Source organism: Sphingomonas sp. (assembly GCF_036388215.1).
GTDB lineage: Bacteria > Pseudomonadota > Alphaproteobacteria > Sphingomonadales > Sphingomonadaceae > Sphingomonas.
The window spans coordinates 1-16,356 of the sequence record NZ_DASVSH010000030.1 but is presented as its reverse complement, the minus strand read 5'-3'; the positions used below and the strand labels follow the sequence as shown (position 1 = coordinate 16,356).

General features: G+C 62.8%; 21 protein-coding genes. 8 read left to right on the top strand and 13 right to left on the bottom strand.

The window, feature by feature from the left end:
- A complete protein-coding gene (locus tag VF617_RS11100; protein WP_331014954.1) occupies positions 1–2,202 on the bottom strand; it encodes a S9 family peptidase in 2,202 nt (733 codons plus the stop codon).
- 22 nt (positions 2,203–2,224) lie between these two features.
- Positions 2,225–2,725, bottom strand: a complete 501-nt coding sequence (gene soxR, locus VF617_RS11095) for a redox-sensitive transcriptional activator SoxR (RefSeq protein ID WP_331014953.1) — start codon at positions 2,723–2,725, stop codon at positions 2,225–2,227.
- A gap of 87 nt (positions 2,726–2,812) precedes the next feature.
- On the opposite strand from soxR, the gene VF617_RS11090 reads away from it, so the two are divergent.
- Both VF617_RS11090 and VF617_RS11085 read left to right on the top strand, forming a co-directional pair.
- Positions 2,813–3,193 carry a VOC family protein gene (locus VF617_RS11090; protein WP_331014952.1) on the top strand — a complete coding sequence of 127 codons (381 nt, stop codon included), beginning with the start codon at positions 2,813–2,815 and terminating at the stop codon, positions 3,191–3,193.
- 78 nt (positions 3,194–3,271) lie between these two features.
- A complete protein-coding gene (locus VF617_RS11085) occupies positions 3,272–3,724 on the top strand; it encodes a PA2169 family four-helix-bundle protein (protein ID WP_331014951.1) in 453 nt (150 codons plus the stop codon).
- Positions 3,725–3,792: 68 nt separating this feature from the next.
- Here the strand turns inward: VF617_RS11085 and rplS are convergent, their stop codons facing one another.
- From rplS to VF617_RS11065, 4 genes are read right to left on the bottom strand one after another with little or no spacing between them, the layout of a single operon-like run.
- Positions 3,793–4,185, bottom strand: coding sequence for a 50S ribosomal protein L19 (gene rplS / locus VF617_RS11080; protein WP_331014950.1), 393 nt, complete (start codon positions 4,183–4,185; stop codon positions 3,793–3,795).
- Between the two features lies 1 nt (position 4,186).
- Positions 4,187–4,915, bottom strand: coding sequence for a tRNA (guanosine(37)-N1)-methyltransferase TrmD (gene trmD, locus VF617_RS11075; protein WP_331014949.1), 729 nt, complete (start codon positions 4,913–4,915; stop codon positions 4,187–4,189).
- Entirely contained in the window at positions 4,912–5,277 is a 366-nt protein-coding gene (locus VF617_RS11070; RefSeq protein WP_331015202.1) for a type II toxin-antitoxin system VapC family toxin, read from the bottom strand. Before VF617_RS11070 ends, trmD begins: the two co-directional genes overlap by 4 nt.
- 5 nt (positions 5,278–5,282) lie before the next feature.
- Positions 5,283–5,636: a hypothetical protein gene (locus VF617_RS11065; RefSeq protein ID WP_331014948.1), complete on the bottom strand. Its 354-nt coding sequence runs from the start codon at positions 5,634–5,636 to the stop codon at positions 5,283–5,285.
- A gap of 83 nt (positions 5,637–5,719) precedes the next feature.
- On the opposite strand from VF617_RS11065, the gene VF617_RS11060 reads away from it, so the two are divergent.
- Entirely contained in the window at positions 5,720–6,625 is a 906-nt protein-coding gene (locus VF617_RS11060; protein ID WP_331014947.1) for an NAD(P)/FAD-dependent oxidoreductase, read from the top strand.
- A 16-nt stretch (positions 6,626–6,641) separates the two neighbouring features.
- Here VF617_RS11060 and VF617_RS11055 read toward each other — a convergent pair whose 3' ends face one another.
- Positions 6,642–7,091, bottom strand: coding sequence for a hypothetical protein (locus VF617_RS11055; RefSeq protein WP_331014946.1), 450 nt, complete (start codon positions 7,089–7,091; stop codon positions 6,642–6,644).
- Positions 7,092–7,270: 179 nt separating this feature from the next.
- The gene (locus VF617_RS11050; RefSeq protein ID WP_331014945.1) at positions 7,271–7,624 is read right to left on the bottom strand and encodes a hypothetical protein; all 354 of its coding nucleotides are present in this window, start codon (positions 7,622–7,624) and stop codon (positions 7,271–7,273) included.
- A gap of 136 nt (positions 7,625–7,760) precedes the next feature.
- On the opposite strand from VF617_RS11050, the gene VF617_RS11045 reads away from it, so the two are divergent.
- On the top strand, positions 7,761–8,018 hold the full coding sequence (locus VF617_RS11045; RefSeq protein WP_331014944.1) for a helix-turn-helix transcriptional regulator: 258 nt from the start codon (positions 7,761–7,763) through the stop codon (positions 8,016–8,018).
- Between the two features lie 37 nt (positions 8,019–8,055).
- Here the strand turns inward: VF617_RS11045 and rimM are convergent, their stop codons facing one another.
- From rimM to ffh, 4 genes are read right to left on the bottom strand one after another with little or no spacing between them, the layout of a single operon-like run.
- Positions 8,056–8,562, bottom strand: coding sequence for a ribosome maturation factor RimM (gene rimM, locus VF617_RS11040; protein WP_331014943.1), 507 nt, complete (start codon positions 8,560–8,562; stop codon positions 8,056–8,058).
- Positions 8,525–8,668 carry a hypothetical protein gene (locus VF617_RS11035; RefSeq protein WP_331014942.1) on the bottom strand — a complete coding sequence of 48 codons (144 nt, stop codon included), beginning with the start codon at positions 8,666–8,668 and terminating at the stop codon, positions 8,525–8,527. The genes rimM and VF617_RS11035 overlap by 38 nt, the downstream gene beginning before the upstream one ends.
- Positions 8,669–8,725: 57 nt before the next feature.
- Positions 8,726–9,370 (bottom strand): 30S ribosomal protein S16, encoded by a 645-nt coding sequence (gene rpsP / locus VF617_RS11030; RefSeq protein ID WP_331014941.1) that lies wholly within the window; start codon positions 9,368–9,370, stop codon positions 8,726–8,728.
- Between the two features lie 31 nt (positions 9,371–9,401).
- Positions 9,402–10,901: a signal recognition particle protein gene (gene ffh, locus VF617_RS11025; protein WP_331014940.1), complete on the bottom strand. Its 1,500-nt coding sequence runs from the start codon at positions 10,899–10,901 to the stop codon at positions 9,402–9,404.
- A gap of 235 nt (positions 10,902–11,136) precedes the next feature.
- Here ffh and VF617_RS11020 point away from each other — a divergent pair, with 235 nt between their 5' ends.
- The gene (locus VF617_RS11020) at positions 11,137–12,798 is read left to right on the top strand and encodes a putative bifunctional diguanylate cyclase/phosphodiesterase (RefSeq protein ID WP_331014939.1); all 1,662 of its coding nucleotides are present in this window, start codon (positions 11,137–11,139) and stop codon (positions 12,796–12,798) included.
- Here the strand turns inward: VF617_RS11020 and VF617_RS11015 are convergent.
- On the bottom strand, positions 12,773–13,354 hold the full coding sequence (locus VF617_RS11015; RefSeq protein ID WP_414714023.1) for a DUF924 family protein: 582 nt from the start codon (positions 13,352–13,354) through the stop codon (positions 12,773–12,775). The two genes, VF617_RS11020 and VF617_RS11015, sit on opposite strands and share 26 nt — an antisense overlap.
- On the opposite strand from VF617_RS11015, the gene mtaB reads away from it, so the two are divergent.
- From mtaB to ispZ, 3 genes are all read left to right on the top strand, one after another.
- Positions 13,348–14,625, top strand: a complete 1,278-nt coding sequence (mtaB, locus tag VF617_RS11010) for a tRNA (N(6)-L-threonylcarbamoyladenosine(37)-C(2))-methylthiotransferase MtaB (protein WP_331014937.1) — start codon at positions 13,348–13,350, stop codon at positions 14,623–14,625. The genes VF617_RS11015 and mtaB overlap by 7 nt on opposite strands.
- Positions 14,622–15,566, top strand: coding sequence for a signal recognition particle-docking protein FtsY (gene ftsY, locus VF617_RS11005; protein ID WP_331014936.1), 945 nt, complete (start codon positions 14,622–14,624; stop codon positions 15,564–15,566). The genes mtaB and ftsY overlap by 4 nt, the downstream gene beginning before the upstream one ends.
- A 123-nt stretch (positions 15,567–15,689) precedes the next feature.
- Complete coding sequence (gene ispZ / locus VF617_RS11000) at positions 15,690–16,286, top strand: septation protein IspZ (RefSeq protein WP_414714022.1); 597 nt, start codon at positions 15,690–15,692, stop codon at positions 16,284–16,286.
- Positions 16,287–16,356: the final 70 nt, after the last annotated feature.

The following is a 16,356-nucleotide window of genomic DNA, read 5'->3' as shown; positions in this document are numbered from 1 at the left end:
TTATTTCTGGCGGCCCTTCACCTGGCGGTCGAAGAACCTTAGCACCGTCGTCCAGACATGCACGTCCTTGGGTGCGCTGTGCGCCTTGCCGGGATAGAGCATCATTTCGAACGGCCGGTTTTCCGCCTGAAGCTTGGCGGCGAGCACAGTCGAATTGTCGAGCACGACATTGTCGTCGGACATGCCGTGCATCAGCAGCATCGGATCGCGGATCTTGCCGGCGTCCCCGATCGGATCGGCCGCTGCATAGGCCTTGGGATCCTTGTTGGGGTCGCCCAGATAGCGCTCGGTATAATGGGTGTCGTATAGGCCCCATTTCGCCACCGGTGCGCCCGATACCGCGGCGGCGAACACGCCCGGGTGCTCCTCAAGCAGCTTGAGCGTCATGAAGCCGCCATAGGACCAGCCGTAGCCGCCGATGCGATCCGCATCGACGAAGGGCTGCGTCTTCAGATAGTCGATCCCCGCGATTTGATCCTCGACCTCGACGGTGCCGAGCTTCTGGTACAGGTGATCCTCGAACGCCTTGCCGCGGAAATTCGAGCCACGATTGTCGATCTGGAAATAGATATAGCCGCGATCGACGATATGCTGGACCAGCGGGTTTTCCCATTTGTGCGCGACACGCTGCGTGGTGCCCGGTCCGCCATAATATTCCACGAAGACCGGGTATTTCTTGCCTGGCTCCAGCTTCGGCTTGATCATTTCCCAATATAGCGTGGTCCCGTCGGAAGCCTTGAGCGTGCCGTATTGCGGGGCGCGGTGGCTCGCGAGATACGGGTGATAAGGATGCCCCTCCCTCAGCGCATTCTCCTCGATCCATGCCAGCCGATTGCCGGTCTGATCGGCAAGATAGGATTGCGGCGGCTGACCGGCGTTCGAGCGACTGACGATGAAGCGAGTCGCGGTCTTGTTCATCACGGCCGTGTTGAAATAGCCCGCCTCGGTGAGCCGCGTGACGGCATCGGGGCGCTTCAAGTCGATCGAATAGACCTGCATTTCCAGCGGCGTATCCTTGTTGGCGACGAAATAGACCTTGCCTGCTTTTTCATCGACGCCGGCAAGCGTGTTGACCACCCACTGGCCCTTGGTCAGCTGGCGCCATTTGCCCTTGTTGAAATGATAGAGGTGCCGATAGCCGTCGCGCTCGGAGGGCCAGATCAGGCTGCCGTCCTCCAGGAAGCGATAGGCGTCGGTGATGTTGAGCCAGGTCTTCGACTTCTCGGTGAAGAGCACGCTGGACTTACCCGTGGCGGGATCGACCTTGAGCATGTCGAGCGTCTTCTGGTCGCGGCTCTGGCGCTGTACATACAGCGCCTTGCCATCCGGCGCCCAGGACACGCGCGCGACATAGATGTCGTCGTTGGCGCCCAGATCGGCCTTCACTCGCCCCGAGCCATCGGGTTTCATCACGTAGATGTCGACGACTGCGTTGGGCGTGCCCGCCGCGGGATAGCGCTGCGAATAGACCCGCGTGCCGTCCGCGCCGATCGCCGCGCGGCTGACCACGCCGACGCGCGCTTCGTCGAAGCGCTCGACCGCGATATATGTCTCGTCGGGCGACCACCAATAGCCGTCATAGCGGTGGATCTCCTCCTGCTCGACGAACTGCGCCTCGCCCCAATGGACGGTGCCTGCGCCATCGCTGGTGAGTTGGCGAACCTCGCCACCGTCTAGCGGCTGAACGAAGAAGTTCTGGCCGCGCGCGAAGCTGAAGAAATTGCCTTTCGGGCTGATCGCGGGATTGAGTTCGCCTTCCGGCGAATTGGTCAGCCGCCTGGTCTTGCCGTCGGTGCCGGCAAGATAGACGTCTCCGTCCAGCGGCACGATGATCGACTTGCCGTCGCTCGACCATGAATAATTGACGATGCCCTTGGCGTTGGTGATCCGGGCGCGTTCGCGCTGCATCTTCTCGGCCTCGGAGAGCTCGGCGCCCGATCCTACCTTCTTCGAATCGACCAGCATGCGCCATTTCCCGGTGGCGGTGTCCATTGCCCAAAGGTCGAACCGATCCTTCTCGTCGGCGCGGTTGCGCAACAGGGTCAGCAGCGACCCGTCGGGGGAGAGCTTGGGAAGCCTGGGCGCTGGTCCGGCGAGATCGGGACTGGCGAATACGCGCTCCAGCGGCAGGTCCTGCGCCACTGCGCTACTCGCCACTACCGGCACTCCCAACAGGGCCAATCCAACCAGCCATTTACGCATCCCATAGTCTCCTTGGAGCGCGTTATCGCGGGGGAATGTGCGCGGGTAAAGGCGTATCGGTCCCCATTGCCGCTGCCCGCCCGATGGTAATGAACCTGGGTCCGGCGCCGCTTCGCGCAGCGCGATCCTGCGGGTTATAGAGTGCGCATTTCTTCAGGCTCAGGCACCCGCAGCCGATGCAGCCGTCGAGATTGTCGAGCATGCGCTGCATCTGCGCGACTCGCTCTTCGATCACCCGCCGAAAACCCGCCCCGGTACGCCTCCATTCGGCCGCGCTCGGCGCGCGCTCCTGTGGCAACCGCGCCAATTCCGCGGCGATCTGGGGCAATGTGAAACCCAATTGCTGCGCAATCAGCGCGAACGAGATGCGGCGGATGTCGGCGCGCAGGAAGCGCCGTTGGTTGCCCCCGGTGCGGATCGGATGAACGAGCCCCTTTGACTCGTAAAAGCGCACCGCTGACACCGTGAGTCCCGTTCGCGCCGCGAGCTCACCGATCGTAAGAAGCTCGTTCCCGCGCGGCATCCGCTCTCCTGAAATTACCGCTTGACCTCAACTTAGGTTGAGGTTGTAGCTGCTCTCGGCATGGCAATCTAGCAAGGAAGGAATCCCATGCCCGTTCCCTTTATCGAGCACGTCAACATCACCGTCAGCGATCCCGAGCGGATGGCGAAATTGCTCCACGACCTGTTCGGCTGGCGTATCCGCTGGCAGGGCCCGGCGCGCGATAATGGCCGCACGATCCATGTCGGCGACGACACCGCATATCTCGCGGTCTACACCCCGCCGGAGGGTATAGCGGGCAAGTTCACGAAGGGCGTCCCCCTCAACCATATCGGAATCCAGGTCGATGACCTCGACGAAGTCGAGCGCCGCGTGGTCGCCGCGGGCCTGGTCCCCTTCTCGCACGGCGATTACGAACCCGGCCGGCGCTTCTATTTCTTCGACTATGACGGAACCGAGTTCGAGATCGTAAGCTACGCCGCGCATTAAGCCCCGATTGACTCTCTTTGCGCGGAGCAAGCCCGCTCCGCGCAAGTTTCTTCCTTAACAACAGCATGGGAGAACCACATGTCCGACAACACCGATATCGCGAAACTCGACGATCTGATCGTCACGACGATCGACAGCATCAAGGGCTATGAGCATTCCGCGGAACATGCGGAAAGCGACCGCTATACCGAGTTCTTCACTTCGATGGCCGCCGAGCGCCGCGAAGTGGTCGAAGCACTGTCCGCGCGAAGCCGCGAACTGGGCGGGACGCCCGCCGATTATGGCTCGACCGCCGCGGCGATTCACCGCCGCATCGAGGACCTTCGGTCAGCGCTCGGTGGCGGAGACAAAGCGATTATCAGCGAAGTCGAGCGCGGCGAGGATTATCTGAAGGAAGAGTTCGAGCGCGCCATTGCCGACGAGCATATTTCATCCGGCACAAACAGCGTGATCCGGATATGCTTCGATTCGGTTCAGCGCGGTCACGACCGCGCGAGGCAGCTGAAGGAAGCACTCGCGGCGGCCGATTGAACGAAACGGGGCGCGCCGGCCAATGCCGCCGCGCCCCGTCGCTTGCCCCTGGGCTCTCGCCCGCAAACTTATTCGGCGGCAGTCGTTTCCGCGGTCGGGCGCGCATCGCGGCGCTCGGCGATACGGGCGGACTTGCCGGTGCGGCCGCGCAAGTAATAAAGCTTGGCGCGACGCACCACGCCCTTGCGGACCACTTCGATGCTGTCGATGTTCGGCGAATAGAGCGGGAAGACGCGCTCGACGCCCTCGCCGAACGAAATCTTGCGAACCGTGAAGTTGCTGCCCATGCCCTTGTTCGAGCGGGCGATGCACACGCCTTCGTAATTCTGCACGCGGGTGCGCTCGCCTTCGACGACCTTCACGCCGACCTTCAGCGTATCGCCGGGGCGGAATTCGGGCACCTTCTTCGATTCATTGAACTTGGCAATTTGCTCAGCTTCGAGCGTCTGGATGACGTTCATGTCATTCTTCCTTCTTTTGCCGCGCGCCAGAGGGAGAACTGACCCGAGCGCCCTCATGGCGCTCCCAAAGGTCCGGCCTCCTTAGCCGTGTATCGGTCTCCGCCTGCAGCTTCCGCCAGGCGTAGATCCTCGCATGATCCCCCGATCGCAGCACTTCGGGGATCGTGCGCCCTTCCCATATGGCGGGCCGGGTATATTGCGGATATTCGAGCAGCCCCGTTTCGAAGCTTTCGTCCATACCGCTTGAAGGCGCGCCCATTACGCCGGGGAGCAGCCGAATGCAAGCGTCCAGCAAGGTGAGCGCGGCCATCTCGCCCCCCGAGAGGATATAGTCGCCGATCGAGACCTGCTCGATCTCACGCGCCTCCAGCAAACGCTCGTCGATGCCTTCGAACCGGCCGCACAATATGGTGACGCCAGGGGCCGCTGCCAGCGAGCGAACGCGCTCTTGCGTGAGGCGCGCGCCACGCGGCGTCATCGCCAGCACGGGCCGCCCCGGCGCGACGCTGTCCAGCGCCGCGGCCAGCACATCGGCCCGCATCACCATCCCCGCCCCGCCCCCGGCCGGCGTGTCGTCCACCGAGCGATGGCGGTCGGTCGCAAAGTCGCGGATCTGCACCGCGTCCATGCTCCATAAGCCTTCGCGCAGCGCCCGGCCTGCAAGCGAAATGGCCAGCGGTCCGGGAAACATCTCGGGATAGAGGGTGAGGACCGTGGCGGCGAAGGTCACAGGGTCCAGTTCTCGACATTCAACCCCGGTACGTCGGCAAAGTGCCGCGTGTTGTCAGTCACCACAACAAGATCGTGCGAAAGTGCATGCGCAGCTATAAGGCGATCATAGCCTCCGCGCTTGAACGGCAGGTTTGCGTACGCCAGGGCGGCTTTGTAGTCGAACGACAACACCGGTACTTCCTCGACAAACGCCCGAAGCTGATCCAGCGCCGGAGGCTTCTCGCGCGTCGAGCCGTAGGCCACTTCCGCGAAGGCGACCGCGCTTGTGACAATATCATCCTCGTCGCATTCGGCGGCGCGAGCTACCATCAGCGCACTGCTGTTCATTACCAGAGCAATGATCGCATTGCTGTCCAGCATGTACTTCACGCTGGATCAACCGGGCCTCGGCTCGGCCAAGCCAGAGGCCTCTCTTCAAAGACGCGATCTTCATCCTTGATTGGCTTGAGGCCGGTTGCGGACCCACAGACTTTGGCCACGTTAAACTTGCGCTTCGGGCGGTCGATACGTTCAAGCGACATGACTTCACCATTTTCAACGCGGAGGTTCATCTCAGAACCCGGTAGCAGGCCTAGTTCCGCTGGCATCCGAAGCGCGACCGAATTGCCCGACTTGAACACCTTGACCCTGTAATCCTTTTTGTCGATCGGCTTGAGCCACGGTGCCGACCCGAACACTCGATTTAATTCGCGAACCCGGTTTGAAATCTTTTCAGCCATAACCACCTCCGTGCATACACTATGTATATACATCACCGTGGGTCGTCAAGGAACCACTCCCTGCCTCATGCGCTTCGCCGCCGATGGACGATTGCATCATCATTGGCGCCGGCCCCGCCGGACTCACCGCGGCGATCTATCTCGCGCGCTTTCATCTCTCGATCCGGCTGTTCGATTCGGGAGACAGCCGCGCCGCGTTGATCCCGCGCACGCACAATCATGCCGGCTATCCGGAGGGCATCGCCGGGAGGGACCTCCTGGCCCGCATGCTGGCCCAGGCCGAGCAATATGGCGCGGTGCGCGAGCAGGTCGAAGTCACCGGCCTGCGCGTTCTCGACGATGGGTTCGGCGTCCGCATCGGCGAGCGCGAAGTTGCCGCACGTTCCGTGCTGCTCGCGACCGGCGTGGTCAATCACCGGCCCGACATGCCTGATGCGCTCCATGGTGAAGCGTTGCAGCGCGGCCTGGTCCGCTATTGCCCGATCTGCGACGGCTATGAAGTCACGGACAGGAAAATCGCTGTGATCGGCACGGGCGGTCATGGCGCACGCGAGGCGCTGTTCCTGCGCGGCTACAGCGCGGATGTGACACTGATCGCGCCCGATGCCGAGCACCAGATCGAAGAAGAGCATGAAGGCGAACTCGACGCCGCGGGGATCAAGCGCGTCGATGGCCCGTGCGGGAATTACGCGATCGAAGGCGATAGCATCGCTTTCGATACCTCGCACGGCCGTCTGGCTTTCGATACGCTATACCCCGCGCTCGGCTCGCGCATTCGCTCCAAGCTGGCGGTGATGGCCGGCGCGCGCGCGGCGGAGGACGGGTGCCTGGAAGTGGACGACCACCAGCGCACGTCGATCCCCGGGCTGTTCGCGGCTGGCGATGTCGCCAAGGGCCTCGACCAGATCAGCCATGCGATGGGCGAAGCCGGCGTGGCCGCAACCACGATCCGCAACATGCTGGCCGAGCAGCGACCGATCCGGCGCTAGAAAACGTCGGAAGGCTTCATGGCATGGATGCAGAACCGTCCTGTGGAGACAAACTCTGCCAAGTCCCGAATTCGTCTTTCCGGAATAACACGCGCATGCTTTTTGTGGAGATTTTTTCTTGCTGAGGTGACGATCCAAATGTTTGGGTAGGATCGCACAGATATGTCGCCTCTATCATAGCAGGATAAACACCCTTCTCTACGTTCCCTTTTTTGACAACCGAGAATGATTTAAGAGCTGGCCCGCCAACTTTCCTACCCGTGCCAAATTCAATAGCGCTCGCACATTCTTGATAAGAAATATTTTTAATTAGAGCTTGTTCAACTAAAGGACGCATCTCTTCTTCAGTAGGCCAGCTCCCCATTGCCCCTGAACACCCGCTTGCTAGGAGCAATGCACCCAGCCCAAGGGCCACATTGATCCTGCCAGGCAGGTGAGCCACGGGCGCACTTTGATCCTTTTTCATATTGCCCCTCCCCCGATCCGTTGAGCCCTCTCATCGCGGCAAAATCTGATGGGCCTTGAGATAGAAGACAGCGTTGCTGAGGGAACCGTCACGATTGGTGACGCTCAAGTTCCCATATTCAATCGACTGTATCTCGCCGACCCGGCCGTAGAATGTAACGGGAGACCCGCGGGGGATGCTCATGACCTTTCTTGAATTATGTCGTGGACCGCGATCTTGGTTGCGCACTGCTGCCGCGCCCGGTCTTCACAGAGTGTCACATAGATATGTTGGCTGATGATTTCTCGCTGGGAAACATTAGTGGTGACACCGAAATAGTAGCCATCGAACCTAATGTTTTGGTGCCGATTTTGTTCGGCTGCTGACGGGCTTGTGGCGTAGTCAAAGGCAACAGCCTTATACTTCTTGGGATCAAAAATGGCACCTGGGAAGACGGCCCCGTACAGGCCGGCTGTCGCTTTCTTGATCGTTGTGCATCCGACCATGAACGGAAGTGCCAGGATCAATGCGCCCCACGCGAAGATTGGCTTCACAGCTACCCCCTATTCCATTGAAATACATGGAGACTAGCCAACGCGCCGGTCATCCTCAATAACTAGACGATTATCATCTATCCCATAACCGTCTATAGATCAACACGCTGGACCACGCTCCGAGAAGGGCCAGCACATGCCGACCTCAATGTTCACGGACGCCTATAAGGTGCTCGTGAATGCGCTGGTGAAAGCCAGGAAAGACGCGAGCGTGAGCCAAACGGAATTGGGGCGTCGGCTTGGGAAGGGCCAAAAGTTCGTCTCAGTGATCGAGACCGGAGTGAGACGGGTGGACCTGATCGAGTTCTATGTCATCGCCAAGGCGCTGGGATACGATCCCGTGCAGCTCTATGCTGAGGTCGTGACCGTCTTGCCGGAGTGGGTAGAAATATAATGGTCGGCGGGGAAGTAAACCAGAGGGGCAGAGAGGGTCACACTTCAACAAACCCGGCAGCCACCACCAGCCGCGCGTCATCCCATTCGAGAACCGCCTCCAGCCGCATCGGCACCATGAAGCGCTTGCCGGTTTCTCGCTCGATCTCGAGCACGTCGCCCGCGCCGTAATTGTCGATGGCGACGACTTTGCCCAGGACTTCGCCGGTCTCGGATATGGCCGGCAGCCCGATCAGGTCGTGGTGGTAATATTCGCCTTCTCCCAGCGGCGGCAGCGCCGAGCGGGGCACGGTGAGCGCAGTGCCGCGCAGTGCCTCGGCGGCATTGCGGTCGGTTACTTCCGCGAACCGCGCGATCGCGCCGTTGGAACCTGTACGTAGCGAAATAAGGTTCAGAGCGCCCTGGTTGAACGATTTATAGCTCGCGAAATCCTGCGCGAAGACCTTCAAGCGCACCTCCCCGGCTATGCCGTGCGCGCCGATCACCGCGGCCAGCGTTACCGAACGCTCAGCCGCTCGGGCTTCCGGGCTGTGGGCCGGGGGCATCGTCCGAGCCTTCGGCTGGCTGGTCGCTGGAGACGCCGGAGGGGTTGGTCTGGGTGTCGCCGGGGTTTTCACGCTCGGTCTCGTCGGGGCCGTTCTGGCTGGCCATCATGCGCTCCTTCGGTGCGGGTTGCTCCGAGGAAACGCACGATGGCCGGCAAGTGCCTCAGCCTTCCGACTTTTCTTCGGCCGGGGCTTCGGCTTCTACTTCGGCGGTCGGAGCTTCTTCTGCAGCGGGGCCCTCTGCGCCCTCCTCTGCGGCGGGCACATCGGTTGCTGCGGGAGCCTCGTCGGCGGGAGCTTCTTCCGCAGCGGCCGCGGGGGCCGGAACTTCCTCAGCGGCGGGGGCAGCTTCCTCGGCGACCGCCTCGACGGGAGCTTCCTCAGCGGCGGGAGCCTCTTCCACCGGAGCTTCCTCGGCTACAGGCTCGGGCGCGGGCGCTGCGGCGGCTGCGGCTGCGGCTTCCTCGGCGGCCTTCGCCTTTTCGGCGCGCTCCTCGATACGCTCGACGGCCTTCTCGCCCGGTTTGCCCTTGTTCGGGTTGTTCTTCGCGGCGCGTTCCTTCACGCCCAGCGTGTCGAGGAAGCGGGCGACGCGGTCGGTCGGCTGCGCCCCCATCTTGAGCCAATGCGTCGCGCGCTCGGCGTCGAGCTTCATCCGGTCCGCCGAATCCTTGGCGAGGAGCGGGTTGTAGGTGCCGATCTTCTCGATGAACTTGCCATCACGCGGAGACCGCGCATCGGCCACGACGATCCGGTAATAGGGGCGCTTCTTGGAGCCACCGCGCGAAAGGCGAATAGAGAGAGCCATTAGATATTCCTTCTTGGTATCTTGAGTTGATTTATTTCTTTTTCAGCAAATTCTCAAAGCCAGGGGGCAGGTTCGGCCCACCCGGAAGGCCGGGCAGGTTTCCGCCCATCTTGCCCATCATCTCGCCTAGCTGCGGGCCCATGTCCTTGCCGCCCAGCGCATTGCCGAGCCCGGCCATCCCGCCGCCGGGACCGCCCTTGCCGAGCATGCCGAGCATGCCTTTCAGCCCGCCCATCTTCTTGAGCCGCTTCATCGCCGTCTGCATTTCCTGGTGCATCTTGAGCAGCTTGTTGACGTCCTGAACCGTGGTGCCGCTGCCCTTGGCCACGCGGATCTTGCGCTTGGCATTGAGCAATTCGGGCCTGGCGCGCTCCTTGGGAGTCATGGAGGTGATCATCGCGTCCATGCGCAGCAGGATGCGGTCGTCCATGCCGCTATTGGTCATCGCCGCCTGCGCCTTCTTCATGCCGGGGATCATGCCGGCAAGCGCGCCCAGCCCGCCCATCTTGCGCATCTGCGCGAGCTGGCTGCGCAGGTCGTTCATGTCGAACTGGCCCTTGGAGAGCCGGTTCGCCATGCGCTCGGATTCTTCGGCGTCGATCGCCTCCGCCGCCCGCTCGACGAGCGAGACCACGTCGCCCATGCCCAGGATGCGGCCCGCAACGCGCTTGGGATGAAACGGCTCGATCGCGTCGAGCTTCTCGCCCATGCCCGTGAACTTGATCGGCTTCCCGGTAACGGCGCGCATCGAAAGCGCTGCGCCGCCGCGCGCATCGCCGTCCATGCGGGTCAGGATCACGCCGGTGAGCGGCACTTGATCGCTGAAGCTCTTGGCGACGTTGACTGCGTCCTGACCGGTCAGCGAATCCACCACCAGCAGGATTTCGGCCGGCCTGGCGATATCCGCCACGGCCTTCATTTCGTCCATCAGCGCCTGATCGACGTGCAGGCGGCCCGCGGTATCGAGCATCAGCACGTCGAAGCCCTGAAGCTTCGCCGAGCTGATCGCACGCCGGGCGATCTCGATAGGAGTCTGGCCCGTGACGATCGGCAGCGTCACCGTGTCGGTCTGGGTGCCGAGCACCGCCAGCTGCTCCTGCGCGGCCGGGCGGTTGACGTCGAGCGACGCCATCATGACCTTCTTGCCCTGCGACTTGGCCAGCAGCTTCGCCAGCTTGGCGGTGGTCGTCGTCTTGCCCGAGCCCTGAAGCCCGACGAGCATGATTACGGCGGGCGGCGTGACGCCCAACTCCAGCTCGGCAGTGTCGCTGCCCAGTATGTCGATCAGCGCGTCATGGACGATCTTGACGACCTGCTGCCCTGGCGTGACCGAGCGCAGCACCTGATGGCCGATCGCCTGCTCGGTCACTTTCTCCACGAAGTCGCGCGCCACCGGAAGCGCGACATCGGCCTCCAGCAGCGCGATCCGCACTTCGCGCATGGCGGTGCGGACATCGGCTTCGTTGAGCGCGCCACGGCCCCGCAAGCGCTCGAAAACGCCGCCCAGCCGCTCGCTCAGACTTTCGAACATGAGACCAAAATCACTCCGGTTTTCGTGCCCGCAACGCCAAACGCAAAGCGAGCCGGCGGACGAAACCTCGTCGGCCGGCCTGCACCCGTGGGCGCTGATGCGTCTCGCGTTCCGTGGAACGGATGGGCGGGCACATAGCGGCCACCCAGGTGAAACGCAACCGCCCCCGCCTTAACTCCATTTACACCCTCCCATGGCACACCCGCATTGTCCTATGGGGGAGTGAATCCCGGCTATGTCGCTGGATGACGAAGACGAGACCAATGCGGAGGGGCCCACCGAGCGGCCTAATCTGCTGTCGGGCGCGATCAGCGTTGCCGCGATCCTGCTATTCGTGGGAACGGGCAGCTCGGTGCTGTCCAAGACGCTCCAGCATTATTTCCAGGGCGGCGAGCCTGCCGATCGCACGCTCGTCATTGCCCTGCTTCTCAACGTGGCGCTCATCCTGATCGGATGGCGCCGCCACGCCGCGCTCAGCCAGGAAGTCCGCATCCGCACTGTCGCGGAAGAGCGCGCCCAGGCCCTCGCGGCGCGCGACCCGTTGACCGGCTTCCTGAACCGCCGCTCGATCGCGGAAGAAGGCGCGGCGATGTTCGTCCGCGCGACTCGCCGCCGCAAGGCGATGGCGATGCTCATGCTCGATCTGGATCACTTCAAGACAATCAACGACATGCACGGCCATGCCGTCGGTGACGCGCTGCTGCGCGCGGTCGCGGCCGAGATCGCGGCCGTGATGCCCCCGATCGCGCTGACGGCGCGGCTGGGTGGCGACGAATTTTCGTGCGGTTTCCTGTTCGACCCCGCAGAGCCTAGCTTTGTCGAGCGGATCGCCGAGAAGCTGGTGAACCGCATGGCCCAGCCCTTCGAGGCCGAGGGGCTTCGGCTACACATAAGCTGCTCGCTCGGCGTCGCGCGCTCGGATTTCGATTGCGCCAGCATCGATGCACTGATGCGCTCGGCCGATATCGCGATGTATGCGGCCAAGAAATCGGGGCGGAACCGCTATGCCTGGTTCGATCATTCGATGGAGCGCGAGCTTCAGGTGCGCAACGAGCTGGAAAGCGGTCTGCGCACCGCCATCCCGCGCGGAGAGATCGTTCCCTATTTCGAGCAGCAGGTCGATCTCTCCACCGGCCGGCTCCACGGTTTCGAAGTGCTCGCGCGCTGGGAGCATCCGATACGCGGGCTGATCAGCCCCGAGCTGTTCATCCCCATCGCCGAAGAGACGGGCATGATCGCCGATCTCTCGCTCTCGATCATGCGCCAGTCCTTCCTCGCCGCGCGCGACTGGGATTCCTCGCTCAGCATCTCGATAAACATCTCGCCCTGGCAGCTTCGCGACGCATGGCTCGCGCAGAAGATCATCAAGGTGCTCACCGAAACCGGATTCCCCGCCAATCGGCTGGAGATCGAGATCACGGAAAGCTCGCTGTTCGACAATCTGGCGCTGGCCCAATCCATCGTCGGCAGCCTGAAGAATCAGGGCGTGCGGCTCGCGCTCGACGATTTCGGCACCGGATATTCCTCGCTGGCCCATCTGCGGGCGCTGCCGTTCGATCGCATCAAGATCGACAAGAGCTTCGTGATGTCGCTCAACGACAATGCGGATTCGGCCGCGATCGTGAATGCGATCGTCGGGCTGGGCGAAAGCCTCAACCTGCCGATCACCGCCGAGGGCGTCGAGACCGTCGAGATCGAAGAGCGGCTGCGCGCGCTCGGCTGCGCCAAATCGCAGGGCTGGCTCTATGGCCGCCCGCTATCGGTCACAAATGTCCGCCGCCTGCTCGCCGAGCGCCGCTTGCTCCAGCAACAACATCAGCAGGTGCCCGCCGATCAGGAAGCGCCCGCCCCCGCCCCCACCCCACAGATCGCTACCAGCCAGCGCCAGGCTGGCTGAGATATTCGATCTCCTCGGACGTTGACTCGCGGCCAAGCGCCGCATTGCGCGAGGGAAATCGCCCAAAGCGCACGATCACTTCGGCATGGCTCTTGGCAAATTCGAGAATGTCCGCATCCCCCATCGCGCCAAACTTTTCCACGCTCAACTGCTGCATCTCGCGGCCCTCCGAATGCATCAGCGGCATATAGAGGAATTGGAGGCGTTCCTTGGACATATCGGCGTCCCAGCCCTTGCCGATAGCCTCCAATGTCAGCTCCAGCGCCAGCCCGTCCGCGGCAAAAGCACCCGCCGTGCCACGGTGCATATTCCGGCTGAACTGATCGAGCAGGATGATCGCCGCTAGCAAGGCATCCGCATTTTCCCGCCACTCCGCCGCCCCGCTCGCCAGCACAGCATCGCGCAACATACCGAAGCGCTCACCGATCTCGGCATCGAGCGGCTCGGACCTGGCGAAATGCTGTTCCGGCGTCAGCGCGAACCAGAAGCCCAGCACTTCGCGCGCCTGTGCGTGGACATCCCCTTCGCCCATCCCTAGATCGTCCGCCAATGCCATCCCCTCACCTCATCAGTCTCGGCTGTCGGCTGAACATCGCCGAGAGCGAAACCATCCGCGCCCTGCTGGACGATCGCGACACGGTGGTCGTCAACTCTTGCGCGGTGACCAACGAGGCCGTCAAGCAGACCCGCAAGGCGATCCGTCGCGCGCATCGCGAGCGGCCCGATGCCGAGCTGGTGGTGACCGGATGCGCCGCTCAGATCGACCCGGCCTCTTTCGCCGCGATGCCCGAAGTGAGCCGCGTGATCGGCAATGCCGAGAAGCTCGATGCGTTCGCCTGGGGCTCACCCGAGCGGGTGCAGGTGCAGGACATCATGGCCGTCCGCGAAACGGCGTCGCACCTTGCCGCCAGCTTCTCCACCCATGCCCGGGCCTTTGTCGAAGTCCAGAACGGCTGCGACCATCGCTGCACCTTCTGTACGATCCCCTTTGGCCGCGGAAACAGCCGCTCGGTGCCCGCCGGCGCGCTGATCGACCGCATCGCCATGCTGGCCGAAAGCCATGCCGAAGTGGTGCTGACCGGCGTGGACCTCACCAGCTACGGACCCGATCTGCCGGGTTCACCGAGCCTGGGCGCCCTGGTCGAGCGCATCCTCAATCGCATCCCCGCCCTCAAGCGCCTTCGCCTCTCGTCGCTTGACGGCATAGAGATCGACGACCGCCTCTTCACGCTCCTCACTCAGGAGCCGCGGATCATGCCGCACGTCCATCTCTCGCTCCAGGCGGGGGACGACATGATCCTCAAGCGGATGAAGCGCCGCCATAACCGAGCCGATAGCGTGGCCCTGGCCCAGCGCCTCATGGCCGCGCGACCGGAGATCGCCATCGGCGCCGACTTGATCGCCGGCTTCCCCACCGAGTCCGAAGCGATGTTCGCCAACACGCTCGCGCTGATCGCCGACGCGCAGATCGTCCAGGGGCATATCTTTCCCTACAGCCCGCGAGCTGGAACGCCCGCCGCACGGATGCCGCAGGTCGAGCCCGAGATCGTCAAAGCCCGCGCCGCGCGTTTGCGCACCGCGGCGGCACAATCCCGCGCGCATTGGCTGCAAAGCCTGATAGGCAGCAAGCAGCAAGTGCTGGTAGAGCGCCTGGGGGATCGGGGCCACACGCCCAATTTCGCCGAAGTACGCCTAGCCCCTACTCCGCTCACCCTGAGCTTGTCGAAGGGTGCTTCGACAGGCTCAGCACGAGCGGGTGTGGGCGAGATCGTAGAGGTTACAGTGACGGGTATCGACGACGGCAAGCTCATCGGTGTCGGGGCATGACCGGCCCCTCCTGGCACGAACGCCTCCTCGGCGGCTTCAAGAAGACCTCCGACCGCCTGATCGGCAACCTCGCCGGGATCGGCCTCGGTCGCCTCGGCACCGAACAGCTCGACGAGATCGAGGAAGCGCTGATCGCCTCCGATCTCGGCCCCGCCACCGCCGCCCGCATCCGCGGCCGGCTTGAGGAAGCGCAAGTCGAGCGCAACCTCGAAGAGCTCGGCATCCGGCTGATCGTCGCGGAGGAGATCGCCAAGGTCCTCGATCCCGTCAGCAAGAAGCTCGAGATCGCGGCCTTCCCCCGCCCGCAGGTCATCCTCGTCATCGGCGTCAACGGCAGCGGCAAGACCACCACCATCGCCAAGCTCGCCAATCTTCTGCTCGAACAGGATTACGGGGTGATGCTCGCCGCGGGCGACACCTTCCGCGCCGCCGCGATCGGCCAGTTGCGCACCTGGGCCGAGCGTATCGGCGTGCCGATCGTCACCGGCCCCGAGGGTGGTGACGCCGCGGGCGTAGTCTTCGAAGCGGTCAAGCAGGCCACCGAAAAGGGCATCGACGTGCTCATCGTCGATACCGCCGGCCGCCTCCAGAACAAGCGCGAGCTGATGGACGAACTCGCCAAGATCCGCCGCGTACTGGGCCGCATCAACCCCGCTTCGCCGCACGATGTGGTCCTCGTCCTTGACGCCACCACTGGCCAGAACGCGCTTAATCAGATCGAAGTGTTCAAGGAAGTCGCCGGAGTGACGGGGCTGGTGATGACCAAGCTCGACGGCACCGCGCGCGGCGGCGTCCTCGTGGCCGCGGCTCAGAAATACGGCCTCCCGATCCACGCGATCGGTGTGGGCGAGAAAGTCGACGATCTCCGCCCGTTCGATGCGAACGAGGTTGCGCGGATCATCGCGGGCGTGGAAGAGTTCACTTCTCCCCGCTCAGCCTGAGCTTGTCGAAGGCCCTTCTTTAACTCTACCGCTTTTTGCAAAGACCCTTCGACAAGCTCAGGGTGAGCGGATTTTTTTGAAATGGCGTCAAATATGAAACCAGCCGCGTCCCCCGGCCTCCGCATGCTGATAGATTTCGGCCCGCTGGTCGTGTTTTTCGCGGTGAACAGCTTAGTGCCCGGAGCTCCGCTTGAGCGGATATTCGCCGCCACGGCTGCCTTCATGATCGCGATGGCTGCTGCGATGGCGCTGAGTTGGTGGAAGACGCGCCACGTTTCGCCAATGCTGTGGATATCCGGCGCACTAGTCTTAGTGTTCGGCGGCCTCACCCTTTATTTTCACGACTCTACGTTTATCAAAATGAAGCCGACGATCGTCTACTCGATCTTTGCGATCATTCTCGGCTACGGCCTCGCAACCCACAAGCCACTGCTTCAGATGCTACTTGAGACTGCGTACCCCGGCCTTTCAGCCAAGGGCTGGCGATTGCTTACAATCAATTGGGCTGTGTTCTTCGTGGCGATGGCGATTTTAAATGAGGTGGTGTGGCGGATCACCGCGCCAGGAGCGACCGATGATATGACTACTTGGTTGACCTTCAAGTTTCCCGGCGTTCCAATCATCACCGTCGTCTTCGCAATGATCAACATTCCCATGCTCATGCGGCACGGGTTGCAGCTGGAGAAGCCGGAAGAAGCGCCGATCCCGCCCGAGGGCTAAGGCCAGTCCCTCTCCCACTTGGGAGAGGGAGGGAGGCGCGTAGCGGTGGAAGGGTGAGGGTAGAAGGCTA